At 47.1% G+C, this 14,879-nt stretch carries 10 protein-coding genes; 3 read left to right on the plus strand and 7 right to left on the minus strand.

The genetic code is table 11. The features are described from left to right. Positions 1-81: 81 nt before the first annotated feature. Positions 82-1,071: a LacI family DNA-binding transcriptional regulator gene (locus C170_RS18405; protein ID WP_036612705.1), complete on the minus strand. Its 990-nt coding sequence runs from the start codon at positions 1,069-1,071 to the stop codon at positions 82-84. Between the two features lie 529 nt (positions 1,072-1,600). Here C170_RS18405 and C170_RS18410 point away from each other — a divergent pair. From C170_RS18410 to C170_RS18420, 3 genes are all read left to right on the plus strand, one after another. Continuing rightward, the gene (locus C170_RS18410) at positions 1,601-3,247 is read left to right on the plus strand and encodes an AraC family transcriptional regulator (protein ID WP_036612707.1); all 1,647 of its coding nucleotides are present in this window, start codon (positions 1,601-1,603) and stop codon (positions 3,245-3,247) included. 110 nt (positions 3,248-3,357) lie between these two features. Further along, complete coding sequence (locus C170_RS18415) at positions 3,358-4,386, plus strand: iron-hydroxamate ABC transporter substrate-binding protein (protein ID WP_036612709.1); 1,029 nt, start codon at positions 3,358-3,360, stop codon at positions 4,384-4,386. 78 nt (positions 4,387-4,464) lie between these two features. Further along, a complete protein-coding gene (locus C170_RS18420; RefSeq protein WP_036612711.1) occupies positions 4,465-6,177 on the plus strand; it encodes an ABC transporter ATP-binding protein in 1,713 nt (570 codons plus the stop codon). Positions 6,178-6,229: 52 nt separating this feature from the next. Here C170_RS18420 and C170_RS18425 read toward each other — a convergent pair whose 3' ends face one another. From C170_RS18425 to C170_RS18450, 6 genes are all read right to left on the minus strand, one after another. Further along, entirely contained in the window at positions 6,230-7,810 is a 1,581-nt protein-coding gene (locus C170_RS18425; RefSeq protein WP_036612713.1) for a hypothetical protein, read from the minus strand. A 197-nt stretch (positions 7,811-8,007) separates the two neighbouring features. Continuing rightward, complete coding sequence (locus C170_RS18430) at positions 8,008-9,300, minus strand: ABC transporter substrate-binding protein (protein ID WP_036612715.1); 1,293 nt, start codon at positions 9,298-9,300, stop codon at positions 8,008-8,010. Continuing rightward, positions 9,297-11,054: a sensor histidine kinase gene (locus C170_RS18435; protein ID WP_036612718.1), complete on the minus strand. Its 1,758-nt coding sequence runs from the start codon at positions 11,052-11,054 to the stop codon at positions 9,297-9,299. Before C170_RS18435 ends, C170_RS18430 begins: the two co-directional genes overlap by 4 nt. A 92-nt stretch (positions 11,055-11,146) precedes the next feature. Then, entirely contained in the window at positions 11,147-12,796 is a 1,650-nt protein-coding gene (locus C170_RS18440; RefSeq protein ID WP_036612721.1) for an extracellular solute-binding protein, read from the minus strand. A 27-nt stretch (positions 12,797-12,823) separates the two neighbouring features. Then, positions 12,824-13,693: a carbohydrate ABC transporter permease gene (locus C170_RS18445; RefSeq protein WP_036612724.1), complete on the minus strand. Its 870-nt coding sequence runs from the start codon at positions 13,691-13,693 to the stop codon at positions 12,824-12,826. 15 nt (positions 13,694-13,708) lie between these two features. Next, entirely contained in the window at positions 13,709-14,674 is a 966-nt protein-coding gene (locus C170_RS18450; RefSeq protein WP_051447277.1) for an ABC transporter permease, read from the minus strand. Between the last annotated feature and the right edge of the window lie 205 nt (positions 14,675-14,879).

The following is a 14,879-nucleotide window of genomic DNA, read 5'->3' on the forward strand; positions in this document are numbered from 1 at the left end:
TTTACAGCCCGTCCGGACGATAACCCCATCATTAAACTTTCACTTCAGCATGCAGGCAGTTCTTTGTTGTTCAGACTCGGTCTAAACCGAACGTACAGAGCTTCGCTCGATCATATTAATCGTTAACGTATATGAAGGGTCAACCGCTTCGCCATTGAGCATCTGGAATAACAGATGTCCGGCGAGCGACCCGGCTTCATGCTTCGGCTGGCGTATCGTTGTCAGCGGTGGATGCACATATTCGGACAACTGAATATCATCAAAACCGATCACAGAAATATCATTCGGCACCGATACACCACGCTCTTCCAATGCTTTCAAGCCACCAATCGCCATCTCATCGTTACCGTAAAATACCGCTGAGGGAAGCTCGCCCTGCATGATCATCATTTTGGTTGCACTGTATCCGCCCTCACGTACAAAATTACCGTTCAGACGCCATTTGGACTTTTCTTCAAGCCCCGCTTCCCGCATCGCTCGCAGATACCCTTGGTAACGGAGCGCGTTGTCATACGAGTTGGATGGACCACTGATATAAGCAATCTTCTGATGTCCTGCCTGAATCAGGTGGCGGGTAGCAAGGTAACCGCCCTGCTCTCCATCCACCAGCACGTTGACCAGGTGGTCGCTCGACAGTTGACGATCCATCACAATGATCGGAAAACGATGACCGGCAGATTCCACCAGAATATCATCATGGATGTTATGCGCCAGAATGATGGCTCCATCTACTCTTTTTTCACGCAAAAATCGCACTGCCGTTGAATCCCGTCCACCCATGGAGCTGCACGCAATCAGGTCATACCCGTTCGCGAGGGCTACATCCTGTACACTACGGATCAATTCCGAGTAATATGGGCCCGACAGATCGGTCAAGATCAAAGCTATCGTGTTTGTCCGGCTCCGTTTCAGGTCCATGGCAAAGCCGTTCTTGCGGTAATTCAGTTCTCGTGCTGCCTCAAGCACTTTAGCCTTGGTCTTGGCACTAACCTTGCTATCCCCGCTCAGCGCATAGGAAGCAGTCGAGAGTGCTACACCTGCCAGCTTTGCCACATCCTTAATCGTTGCCATTCCACGTTCGCTCCTTCTAAACTAAAACAAATTCAAGGTTATCTACATTCTATACGATACATGGTTAGAACAACCACTAAATCCTTCATTATCGTTTATTAATCTTTATACATATCATAGCGATGGATGTCAATCGAAACGTTTCGAGGTGTTCTCAAAAAAAATCCTCGTTCCCATCCTTATGGGGCCACGGTTGAATGCGTCCCGTTCCAATCCATACCATTAGTGATGGTCATGACACGTCTTTCAATCTGGCGCTCTATAAACAGTTCGTGCCTAATACAATGAAACTGGCAGTAAACGCCAGATTGAAACGTTTCGACATTTTCATTATAGTCGGTGTTGATAGCGATTTCAACCACTTTATCTATTTTTCAAATAAAAAGTTGATTTGTTCAATCTGTCCATCCACGTCACTCCGTTTATAGTATATACTGCATAATAGTCGAGATCCGAGAATTACGCCAGTACACCAGGGGCATGAGACGAATACTGTCCCTGCTGACTTATGTAAGGAGACAGTTATCAAATGAATATTTCCAAGCCTATTTACCATAAAAAATCGCTGTCCCGTCCCATTTCCTTGCAGAAGATTCAGTCCGTACCTGTTGCCCTCTTCAAGCTGTGCCATCTGGTGCAGCTTCACGACCGCGAGGCATTCTCCCGCATAGATGAGATGTGGAGCACTCTTCATGTGTTATACGTCATTACTGCTGGCCAGGCCAGGCTGATCAGTGCAGAGGGTAAACTGACATTAAATGCAGGCTCTGCAGTCGTTCGACAAGCTGGAACCCTGCTTCAGCACGAGAACAAACGCGGCTCCCTGTCGCCAGTACAGGGCATTGCTATTGCTTTTGATTCCACTGAAAATGAACAGCTGTTCTGGCCGTTCGGGATACCAGTTCCCATTGCGAGTCGTACTCTCACCGACAGGGCAGTAGAGCTGGTTCAAGCCAGTACGGCAGGCCGTGATTCCAGCCCCTTTAGGCCACATATGCTTTTCTATGAGTTACTGGATATTTTGCGGGATCATGTGACTCATTATGCTCATGAAGATCACTCCTGGCTTGATGCCGTGCTTAGACATATCCATCAGATGTATACCCATCCGCTGACCCGCGAACAATTGGCTAGGGATGCAAATGTGAGTCCTGAGCATTTTTCACGGGAGTTCAAGAAACATACAGGTCTTACGTTTGTTGAATATGTGACCCGTCTCAGAATCAGGATGGCTCAAGAACATCTGTTGTTCGCGAACCCTACGCTACAGGAAATTGCACAACTGACAGGCTACAGGGACACCTTCTATCTGAGCCGCAAATTCAAACAGATGGTTGGATCAGCACCAACACACTACCGAAAAATGCCCAAGAAGATTGTATCTTTGACTTACAATTATACAGCCTCACTTCTGGCACTGGGCCATACTCCCCACATGGGCGCCGTCGCCAGCTGGATGGAAGAAAAACTGGGGGAACATGATCATGATGGTCATGAACCATTTGAGCGACATTCCGAATATGAGCTGGTTAGACATACGGATCTGATTGCACACGCTCAGCCTGATGTCATTATCGGGTATGCACCGCATCCCGCTTCCGATGAACTACGTCTGATCGCACCGACCATTCTGATGCCTTTTGAGGAACTCGATTGGCAGGAGCAGCTTCTTCTTTTGGGTCGAATTACCGGGCTTGAGTCCAATGCACAAGCGTTGTTAGATCAATATCATCAACTTGAGCAAGAAGCCAATCATACGTTGGACCAACAGATGGAAGGAACACGAGGGTCCGCCGTTTGCATGTTTATGATTGGAGATGAAGGGGCTTATATCTATGGTCATGGCTGGGGCAGAGCTTCTCATGTACTGTATCAATCGCTGGGCTTCACTCCACCCTCACGTATGGAGCAGGATGGACAGTTACTTACGGGGTACGTTCATGTTCCGTTGTCCGAGATTCACTTGTATGCCGCAGATCACATGTTTGTCGCCTTCCCTGAGGAACCTGCCGAACGAGAAATGCTGGATAACTTGCTAAATCAGGAATCTTGGGGTACCCTCTCCGCCGTTCGTGAAGGACGTGTATACGAGATTGATGCCGACATGTTCTATGGATTTGATCCCTTGTCCGTTATGGAGCAGTTGCAGCATATCATGCGTCATCTCACATCATAATTGTCCATGCAGTAGTGATCATAGTTGTCCATGTACAAATATCACATCTTCCTCTATGTTATTAATGAGAATAATAATCATTATTGATTATACACAGGGGGAACACAAATATGTTTGCTGCAAAAAAACGCTTTTCCGGCTTGCTGCTTATGCTCGCCATCATTATGATTCTGGCTGCATGTAGCAGCAGAACAGGCTCGACTGCCACTGAACAGACATCGGCAGCGGGAACCGAAACAACAACAGCCTCTTCCGAGACGAACACAGACACGTCGTCCGGTTCAGACAATTCAAACGCTACACGGATCTACAAGTCATTAAGCGGGGATGTTGAGATTCCGGCTGAACCGAAACGAATCGTTACCGATATGTACGTAAGTGATCTGCTCGCACTGGGTGTGAAACCCGTTGGTGCTGTTCAATATTATTTGGAAAACCCGTTCTATGCAGATCAGGTGGAGGGCATCGAAAGTATCGGTGATCGAGCGGCGGTATCCATGGAGAAAGTCATTGCCATGAACCCGGATCTGATCATTACCTACTCTGATCAGGCCAGCGAAATTGAGAGTTATCAAAAAATCGCACCTACCGTAGTGATTCCTTATGGTACATTCACCAATGTATATGATGAAATCCGGGGATTCGGGGAGCTGATGAACAAATCCGAAGAAGCCGAAGCATGGCTGAAAACGTACGATGAACGGATTGAAGCCGCTCGCGCTAAGGTGAAAACAGTCATTAAACCGGAGGAAACCTTCTCCATCCTTGAAGTATCCGACAAGAGTTATTATGGATATGGAGACAATTTTGGTCGAGGAGGACAAGCGGTTTACAGTGCTTTGCAACTTGCCCCACTCGAAATCACCAAAAAAGAACTGATGGGTGATACCCAATGGAAAGAAATTTCGCGTGAAGTTGTTGGTGATTATGCAGGGGATCATATCTTCTTAACCGTTGGAGAGAACACTAAAAATTACCAAGGTGATTCCATCTGGCAATCCCTGCCGGCTGTGAAAAACAATCAGGTGTACGAATTGTTGGAAGACCGTTACTGGTACTTCGACCCGATTGCGATTCAAGGTCAGGCTGAGGAATTCGCCGATATGATCGTAGAACGTGCAGAGCAAAACCGCAAATAACATAAGCATGAATACAGGTGTCCGGACAGGCTAATGATCCTGCTCGGGCATTTGTGTGATATCGAGGAGGACTTACATATGCTTCGCCGTTTTATGTCTTATTATCGTCCTTACAAAAGACTCTTTATCTTGGACTTCTCCTGTGCCATCGCTGCCGCTCTGCTGGAGCTGGCCTTTCCACTTGCCGTGAACCGGGTGGTCGATCAACTGCTTCCGGCTGGCAATTGGTCCATGATCTTAGCGGCGTGTGTCGGGTTGCTCGGCATCTACCTGCTCAGTTCCTTTTTCCATTATGCAGTGACCTATTGGGGCCACAAGCTCGGCATTAACATCGAATCCGATATGCGGCGTGAACTGTTCCAGCGTGTTCAGAAGCAGTCCTTCCGCTTCTTCGATAACAATAAGACCGGGCATCTGGTCTCCCGCATGACCAACGATCTGATGGATATTGGTGAGATTGCGCATCATGGACCCGAGGACCTGTTCATTGCCCTCATGACACTCGCCGGAGCTTTCGGGATTATGTTGGGGATCAACTGGCAGCTCGCTGTGATGACGTTCATCATTGTGCCGCTGATGATCTATCTGTCGCTGTATTTCAGTCGCAAAATGTCCAAGGCGTTCAAGCGCATGTTTGCGGATATCGCCGATTATAATGCACGGGTCGAGAACAATGTGAGCGGCATCCGTGTGGTACAAGCTTTTGCCAATGAAAAACATGAAGTAGGACGTTTCGTCGAGAACAACGAACGTTTCAGACTCACTAAACTGATCACCTACCGCATTATGGCTTGGAACTCTTCACTTAGCTTCATTCTGATGAAATTTGTATCCCTGTTTGTACTGGTATGTGGAACCTGGTTTGTCATTCAAGGCAGTATGACCTACGGGGAATTCATCGCTTTTGTGATGTTATCCAATGTATTCCTTGGACCGATCGAGAAGATTAACTCCGTCATCGAGACGTACCCCAAAGGCATCGCCGGATTCAGACGTTACCTGGAGTTGCTTGAGGCCGTACCGGATGTAGAAGATACACCCCAGGCAAAACCGATTCCGGATGTCAAAGGTGATATTGCTTTCCATAACGTTACCTTTTCTTATGGAGAACACAAACCTACGCTGTCTCAGGTTAATCTGGATATTCAAGCAGGCCAGACGGTTGCTTTGGTTGGACCTTCGGGCGGAGGTAAAACGACGTTATGCAGTCTGATCCCACGTTTCTACGATGTGGATGCAGGACATATCTCCATTGATGGCATTCCGGTGAAGGACATGACACTGGAATCACTGCGCTCCCATATTGGGATTGTGCAGCAGGATATTTTCCTGTTTGATGGAACGATTCGAGAAAATATTGCATACGGCAAACTGAATGCTTCCGATGAAGAAATCTGGCAAGCCATTCGCAGGGCCCAACTGGAAGAGCTGGTACAGTCCCAGCCAGATGGACTCGATACCATGATCGGTGAACGTGGCGTGAAATTGTCCGGCGGACAGAAGCAACGTTTATCCATCGCAAGAATGATCCTGAAAAACCCGCCCATTCTCATTCTGGATGAAGCCACTTCTGCCCTTGATACCGAGACGGAAGCTGCCATTCAACTGGCGTTGTCCGAGCTGGCTCAAGGCCGTACGACATTGGTGATTGCCCATCGACTGGCGACCATTAGACACGCCGATCGTATCGTGGTGGTGGAGAACGGCAGTGTCGCTGAACAAGGAAGCCATGAAGAACTGCTCGCACGTAAAGGCTCGTACAGCCGACTACATCAAGCCCAGTTTGGGTAAATACAACGACAAAACAACCTTCCCTCAAAACTAGAGGTGAAGGTTGTTTTATTCATTTCAGGTATCCTTTTGATTTCCAGAATCGCTTCGCAAATGATTCAGCAGCGTACGGCGGCTCCCCATTCAGTAAGTCCTCATTTGCTTGAATGAGCACTTGGCGTCCACGTTCGAGCAATTGAACGGCATGTAGTAATTGAGAGCCGCCTATATAATGAAGTTCAAGCAACACCGATTCTTCTTCCTCATCCTCGTCCTTCTGAGCCGAGTATTCGATCAACACACTTTCCGAGCCGTCCGCATGTTGGTGCAGGGTATAATAGTATTTCTCCACCTGCGTCTCCCCTTGAGCATCCACATACTCTCTTCCAATACGTAGCATAGCTGGCTGGGGAACACCATCAGACATCTGACCTGCTTGTCGAAATGCATAATATAACTCTCCAATCCACAGCCCGTGCCGATCATCATCATAATAATCGTCATATGGCTCCACGACAGGCAGTGCTAATAAATCGTGGATCAGTTGGTGCGAAATTAAGGAACGGGCATACTGATAATTCGATACAGACTGCAACAAGGTGCTCCATCCTTGCTCGCTTAACTGCTGAATATCAGCAGGTGAGTTCTCCGAAAATACGTTCCATTCCGACTTCTCATTGTTTAGATAACGATATGCTCCTGAGATCATCCAGACAGGTTCACCCGGTTGTACGAGATGTTTATCAGGAGAGTTGGAACCTTGATCTGATGGCTCCATCTTAAGCAACAATGCACAATTGTGGTCATCCTGAAAATACAGACTGCGGAAATACCCCTCCGTATACTCATCTCCATAGACCGATACTCGGCAAAATTGCTCGTCCAACCAAAATTCATAGCTGTTCAGTAACTCATCCTCCTCTCTTACAGGCAACAAAGATGGATGAGTAAGACGCTCTATGTTCTCAGCGGTAATTCGATGATCTTCGAACCAATCCGGCACATCTGGCTCTGATTCATCAGCATGAATGTACTTTCGGTTGATTACAGGTTGTCCTTGCTGCAGCCTCTTTAACATTTCTTCTCGCCAAGGAAACGGCTCTGTATCTTCATCAATCACACATTCAGGAACCAATAACGCCAACATGTCAAAGCCCCGCCATGGTCCGAGATCCTCCCATTCTTCAAGCTGACGCTTCACATTACGCTGTCCTTGAACCTGAATCGTATATTGATCGGTACTTACCAGCAATCCACCTTCTACATTCCCTCTCACTGTCAATTCTCCATGGTTATAATCCCCCCAGAACATATCCTCCACATAGAGATTACCTGTAATATATATTTCCTGCCCACCCACGATCATATAGGGCGTTATGAGATTCCCAAGTACAACCAGATTTGAACTGGCCGCGTCGGAACTTGTATTTCCAATATAACGATCCACTGTCAGATTTCCTTCAACCAAGATCAAAAAAGGTCCTTCATCCAACAACAGTTCACTGATATGAAGATCACCAGAATGTAACCATACTTCCTCGGCTTCAAATTCACCGTTGTGCGCTTCATTCTGAGTGTACATCCAGCTCTCCTGAGGCAACTTCGTTTTCATATCGGCAAAAGACACCTTGTGACCTATCTGATGTATGGACATGTCCTGACACTCCTCATCCATTAATATATGGATAGAATCTATCTAATCTACAGATAGGACAACTACCCATTTTCATTATACTAGAGGAAATATACACCATTCCATAACAAAAACCCTCACCCGAGTAGAATGAAGGTTGAGCTTGTGAACGACAACAGCCCCAAGTCCATTAAATACATATATGATCTAGTCCATTCTTATAACTTCCCACCCAGAATGGCGTTCGCCCGCTCACGGAAATCCTTCGCCGCCTGCTCAGGCGTAATTTTGCCAAACAACAAGAGATCGTACAACTCACGTAACACCGCAGTGACCTCTGGCGCACCTACAGGATCAGGCGGGTCCATCTGAGTGCTGTTATCCGCAACCCAATCAATATAGTCAAACACCTGCGCCAGTTCCGGTTCAACCACCAGTTTCATCCGCTCTTTGACACTGGATGAGACAGGCACCCCCCGCTCTCCTTTGAGCAGCAGATTGGCATCCAAATCATTCACAAAAAAGTTGATGAACTTGGCAGCTTCCTCCTTATGCCTGGAATTGCCCGCCATGGAGAAAAACATGCCTGGTTTCAAGTACAACCCATCCTGGCTATTTGGCCCAGGCATCGGGGATATGGTTAAGGGTTTGCCATAACGCTGAGCGGTACTGATAAATTGGTTGGAATACCCCCAGCTAAACAAAGCCTCTCCCAGATAAAACGGGTCGTTGTCGGGTTTGCCAATGTCGGATGTCCAGATATCCGGTGCAAAAATAAGCTTTTTCTCCGCGAGCTGCTGCATCCTGCCAAAGTAATCAATAAACAGTCCATCATCCTCATAACCCAACCTCTCGCCATCCTCGGCGTACAGCTTGGAACCGTACTGTCTCAAGTAATACGCGAAAAACTGTTCCGGCGTGAAATAGGTTCCCAAATAGATGCCTTTCCCCAGCAATTGCTCGCCCATCCGGTCAAAATCCGCCCATGTCCACGTATCCGTTGGCAATTCAATATCATTGGCCTTCAACACTTCCGGATCATAGATACTGAGCATGGCGTTAACCCCCAAACTGAGACCATAGGTTTTTCCATTCAGGCTACCACTCTCCAGCTGTTCCTTCTCAATATATGTCGTGTCGATTAGCCCACTCTGCATGTACGGTGTCATATCCTCCAACAGTTGCAGCGAACTGTACTGGGACAGATAGGAGATGTCCATCTGGATAATGTCGGGCAACGCATTGCCTGCTGCATGTGGGGCAAGTTTTCTCCAGTATTCGTTGAAACTGCTATATTCGTATTCAATGTTTACATGTGGATTCAACTTCTCATACAGGTTAATAACAGCTATCGTTGCATTGTTGCGGAACTCCCCGCCCCACCATGCGATTCGCAGCGTTATCGGCTCTTCGTCCACAATCATGCCTGGCCTTTGATCCAACTGGTTCACGCAGCCAGGAAGAGTCAGCATAAGACAGATCATGCCTATGGTTCGCCATAATCTTCTCATAGCCTCTCCTCCTTACCTGGTGATGGGGGTGGCAGCAGCACCGTTACTCTCGTTCCAAGCCCCGGCTTGCTCTCCAGCAAAACATCATATTCTTCGCCAAAAGCCAGACGTACCCGCTCCCTGATATTCAGCAGACCAATACCTGTACCTCTGGTTTTCACTTCTCCGCGCAGCACTTGTTCCACATATTCAGGTTCCATGCCGGGACCGTGATCCTCCACGATAAGGGCCAGCTTGCCACCTGATATCTCGGCATACACTCGAATCAGACATGATCCAACCTGTGGTTCCAGACCATATTGAATGGCATTCTCCAGTAATGGCTGTAGGGTTAACTTGGGAATGGCACACCCCAGATAAGAAGCAGGCACATCCATACGGAAATCCAGCCGCTGCCGGAAACGGTAGGTTTGAATGGTGATATAATGATTGACGATCTCCAGCTCTTCGGCAATAGTAATGATATTTTGCTTGAAGCTGATGGAGGAACGCAGCAAATACCCAAGTGATAGCACCATACTGGAGATTTGCTCCTGTCTGTTCTTTTTGGCCAGCCAATGGATCGAATCCAGTGCATTATACAAAAAGTGGGGATTGATCTGCGCCTGCAGCGCCTTAAACTCCGTTTCTTTAATGACCAGCTGGCTTGCATAATTTTCTTTGATCAATGTATTAATATGTGTAATCATCAGTCGGTACGTACGTTGTAACAATCCCAGTTCATCCATGTGCTGGTGCGTTGGAATGGACAGATTGGCGTCTATGTTCTCCAGATCCCCATACTGCACTTCCTTCATCTGACTGATGAGCTGCCTAATCGGCCTTGTCAGACTGCGTGCGAACACCATACCAAGCGCGAGAACAACCAGAATGGCGATAAGATAAACGACGATCAGTATATTTTTCAACCATATAATACGCTCAAAAATTTCATCATAAGAGGCCATATTGTAGTAAACCCAGCCGGTGTATGCGGATTTCTTCTGGGAAAGAAATATCTCCCTCCCATCCAGATTCTTGATCTCATATCCCCCACTGCCTGGAAGTGGATTCAGTCCGGCGGACACCGCTTCTGGAAGCTGGCGATAAGGATACACCACATCACTGCCTGCTTTTAAAATAATGTCACTGTCCTGGCTATCGATGCCCGCATACTCCTCAACGAGTCGCTCGATATTAATACGCAGAAACAGTATGCCTACCGGTTCCAGAGTCATCGGTTCGTAGGCTCGCACCTGACGGACCATAACCAGCATCGGGTCATCGTCATCCGGGTATAACCAGCGCACTGCACCATTGGCCTGCTCCGCAGCCGCAATCATCCGATCATATTTTTCCTGGGATACGGTTAGTGTCTCGCCATATTTATTCACTCTTCCCCTGGAATCAATCAGATGAACGGACTGCACATATCGTGCAGCCCCACTGATATGCTCCCATAACCGATCCGTGATCTTTTTTCGTTCAATAAAACTTGAATATGCGCTATTGTCATCCAACAACGACTTCAAAGCTCTTTGAATCTGCGTATCGGAGATCATGTTTAATGATAACGCTTCCAACTTCTGAAGTTCAACATCCACTGTAGACGAAGAAAGGTTCAGAAGTCGGGACGACTTATCAAACAGCTGTTTGTCATACACCGAGTACGTATAGTACAAGGACCCAAACGCCAGGATGATGATAAACGCCATCATGAACATAATCATCAGAAACATTTTCATTTTGATGCTGAGTTTGCGGTAGGCTGTCATGACCAAAGCGCTCCTTTGAACCACGTGATACTACTAGGTATATCACATACAGAAAGGTTTCCCCAAAGTTTTAGCGCTCGATTTCTCACGTATTATTTGGACTGATATCGATCATACGCAGCCTGATGAACCTCAATCGCCCGGTCAATATCCATGCTCTTGATTGTTTCGGCCATCTTGTCAAATTCGGTGATCGGCTTCTGTCCGCTAATAATGGCAGTCATCGTCTCATTCAAATACGTATTCACCTGACTCATGATGGATGTACTTGTGGTCACCTCATCTGTTGACAAACGAATTGGAGGAAGCGTTAATGCTGAGCTTGCTTTCATCCATTCCGCATTTGCCGCACGCTGTCCATCGTCAAATAATAATGCATCCAGATAACGACTATCCTGATTGATTGGACCGTCCATAATGGATAAGGCATAGGAAGCCAGTGCCTGGTCATACGTTAGACCGTTCGGATTATCAATGATGGTATCTGTGAATTTGACACCTTCCCCGTCACGAACATAGCTGTCATTTTCGATACCAAAGTTGAACAGATCACTACCCTCTTCGCTATAGTTGTAGTCCATCCACTGAACAATATATTTCAATTTGTCTTCGTCTGCGGAAGCCGTAATAGCCTCACCATAAGACAACACTTTAGCGTCCAGATTAAATGTCGCATACGAAGTTCCATCCGGAGATACAGGCCATGGTACACCCGTCACGTTAAAGTTCGGATCCGTATCTCTCATCAGATTGAAGTATTTCCCCATGCCGCTGAACACACCACCCTGATATGCGCCTGCCAGATTGCTGGTGACCTTGTAATCGAAAGCTTTACCGTCATTGGTCATGATCTCGGGATCAATCAGCCCTTCTTTGTACCACTTGGCCATGGTCTCCAAGAAATCACGGTAGCCCGGCTGAATCGGTCCAAACTCCACCTTGTCTCCATTCATCTGGAAACCACCAATTACACCAAATGCCGCGGCAAAATCATGGAGCTTGGTCAGGTTACCCGGTCCCCAGTTTCCGGTGAATGGTAGCTCATCTGGCTTGCCGTTGCCGTTAGGGTCCTGTTCCTTAAATGCCTTAAGCACCGTATACCACTCATCGATGTTGGTAGGCACTTGGAGATTTAATTTATCAAGCCAATCCTGGCGCATAATTAAACCGGAAGTGGCATTCAGCTTCAGTGCATCCAGCTTCAGCAGCGGGAACATATAGATCGTGCCATCGTCGAGTGCAATCTGCTTCTTCACATCCGGATCGGATTCAATAATCCGCTTTAAGTTCGGTGCATAACTGTCGATCAGTTCGTTCAATCGAATGATTCGACCATCCTTGATCATTTTTTCCGGTCCGCCAACCGCATCCGCCCAGTTATAATAAATGACGTCCGGAAGCTCCTTCGTGGAGATCAGCAGATTGAACTGGTCACGCTGTTGTCCAAGCGGAGGATGTGTGAACTTCACTTGGATGCCCGTCAGCTTCTCCTTTTCCTTATAAGCCGCCATATCGCCAAAATTGTTCAAGGAAGCTGTCAGTTTGGCATCATTGGCGCGCCAGTAGTTAATGGTAAAGGGCTCACTTGTAATCGGTAGCGGAATCTCGGTCAACGCCTGAACCGCAGGTTCTGTTCCCTCCGCTGGCTCTGCGTTACCTGGTTCGTTATCACCCGTACAACCCGCCAGTAAAGACATGGTAAGTAGCGATGATAACAGGATGGACCCCATTCTTTTTTTCACGTAATTCGCCTCCATAGGATACATTTTTTATTGTTTCACAGCACCGATTAGAGCGCCCTGAACAAAATAACGTTGGATGAACGGATATACCAGCATAATTGGCAGCGTAGAGATAATAATCGTCGCATATTTGATGTTCTCCCCAATGGCGAAGCCTGTATCGGCGCCAGCGCCCATGGCCTCTGTACTGCTGCTGATCAGAATATCACGCATAATAATCTGGATCGGATATAGCTCCTGACTGCGCAGGTAGAGCATCGGTCCGACATAATCATTCCAATGGTCAACCGCATAATACAGCATCATGACCGCCAGGATTGGCTTTGACAAAGGCAGTACAATTCGGAACAGAATCAGAAAGTCATTGGCGCCATCAAGCTTCGCCGATTCGATCAGACTGATGGGAATGCCCTCAAAGTTTGTTTTCATAATGAGGAAATAGAACGTACTGATGGCACCCGGAATAATAAGCGCGAAACGAGTATCCACCATTCCCAGATTCTGAATCAGCAGGAACGTCGGGATCATGCCCCCGCCAAAAAACATCGTGAACGTAATTAATTTCATCAACGTTTTTCTGCCCATCAGATCACTCCGTGATAACCCATAGGCAGCCAGCGAAGTCATGAGCAGATTGATGGCTGTACCCACCACAACATAGAACAAGGTGTTCATATATCCTGTATAGATGCGAGTATCCTGAAATACCGACTTGTACGCTCCCAGCTGGAAGCCTTCAGGAATGAGCATGAGTGACCGGGAACGCAGCATCTGATCCGGATCACTGATTGAAGAATTGAACACGTACAGCATCGGGTAAAAACATAAAATCATGATCACCACGAGTAGCAGTGTATTGAATACATCAAAAAGTCGTTCCCCTATAGACTGTTTCATCGCTTCACCTTCCAATTACCAGAGACTGGTTGAGTTAAGCTTTCTGCTGATCGCGTTCGCGATAATAAGTAGCGCGAAATTAATGACGCCGTTAAATAGTCCGATAGCGGTTGAATACGTATAGTTGCCCTCCAAAATACCGGATCGATAGACAAAGGTGGAGATGACATCCGATGTCTCATAGGTCGGGGCCGTTTGCATCAGCAATATTTTCTGAAAATCAGCGTTCATCACCGCCCCCATACGCAGAATTAACATGATCACAATGGTTGGCATAATGCCCGGTAGTGTAATATGTAACAGCTGTCTCCAGCGGCCTGCACCGTCAATTTTGGAAGCCTCATACAACTGAGGATCAATCCCGCTGAGCGCTGCCAAAAAGATAATCGAGGCCCAGCCTGCGCCCTGCCATATGTTCGACAGGATGTACATCGGACGGAACATATCTTTTTCCGCCAAAAACATAATCGGCTGCAGATCGAAAAAGTCACGAATGACATTAAATAACCCACCGTCCAGAGATGAGAACGTTTTCAACATTCCTACCACGACAACAACCGAGATGAAATGGGGCATGTAACTGATCGTCTGCACCGTGCTTCTGAACCACTTTTTCCGTACTTCATTCAGTAACAGGGCCAGAATAATCGGAGCCGGGAAACCAAACACAATACTGTAAAAACTCAAAATCAGTGTGTTCTTAATCAGGCGCCAGAAATAATAACTTTCAAAAAACATGGTGAAATTGTCAAAACCGACCCATTCGCCTGCCAATATTCCTTTGACCGGGCTGTAGGATTCCTGAAATGCCATCAGCAGCCCGTACATCGGCCCATAGCTGAAGATCAGATAATAGGCTACAACAGGAACGAGCATCAGATACACGTATCTGTTGCGGACAAGCTCCTTTCTCACCGAACTCCATTTGCCAGCTGGCTTCAAACGCCCAGGTTCGATCCCCCGGCTTCGATTCAGCTCCATTCACTCAACCTCCACTCGATGTTCATTACTTAACATGACACTTCTAATGATAGAATCGAGCGCCATTTCTTCCCATGCTCATTTCCGTTAAATGGATGTTCAAAACCGAGTTTCGTCCGACAAAAAAAGACCCTGCTGCCGATGAATGGCGTACAGGGCCCGATCACAGATTAGATGTAGAGGTTGCTATCTATATCAATCGAGC

It is taken from the genome of Paenibacillus sp. FSL H7-689 (genome assembly GCF_000517905.1).
Taxonomy (GTDB): domain Bacteria; phylum Bacillota; class Bacilli; order Paenibacillales; family Paenibacillaceae; genus Paenibacillus; species Paenibacillus amylolyticus.

What these genes read in the sequence shown, in the direction of transcription:
- C170_RS18405 (WP_036612705.1), bottom strand. Translation starts at nt 1,071, where the DNA reads ATGGCAACGATTAAGGATGTGGCAAAGCTGGCAGGTGTAGCACTCTCG.
- C170_RS18410 (WP_036612707.1), top strand. Translation starts at nt 1,601, where the DNA reads ATGAATATTTCCAAGCCTATTTACCATAAAAAATCGCTGTCCCGTCCC.
- C170_RS18415 (WP_036612709.1), top strand. Translation starts at nt 3,358, where the DNA reads ATGTTTGCTGCAAAAAAACGCTTTTCCGGCTTGCTGCTTATGCTCGCC.
- C170_RS18420 (WP_036612711.1), top strand. Translation starts at nt 4,465, where the DNA reads ATGCTTCGCCGTTTTATGTCTTATTATCGTCCTTACAAAAGACTCTTT.
- C170_RS18425 (WP_036612713.1), bottom strand. Translation starts at nt 7,810, where the DNA reads ATGTCCATACATCAGATAGGTCACAAGGTGTCTTTTGCCGATATGAAA.
- C170_RS18430 (WP_036612715.1), bottom strand. Translation starts at nt 9,300, where the DNA reads ATGAGAAGATTATGGCGAACCATAGGCATGATCTGTCTTATGCTGACT.
- C170_RS18435 (WP_036612718.1), bottom strand. Translation starts at nt 11,054, where the DNA reads ATGACAGCCTACCGCAAACTCAGCATCAAAATGAAAATGTTTCTGATG.
- C170_RS18445 (WP_036612724.1), bottom strand. Translation starts at nt 13,693, where the DNA reads ATGAAACAGTCTATAGGGGAACGACTTTTTGATGTATTCAATACACTG.
- C170_RS18450 (WP_051447277.1), bottom strand. Translation starts at nt 14,674, where the DNA reads ATGGAGCTGAATCGAAGCCGGGGGATCGAACCTGGGCGTTTGAAGCCA.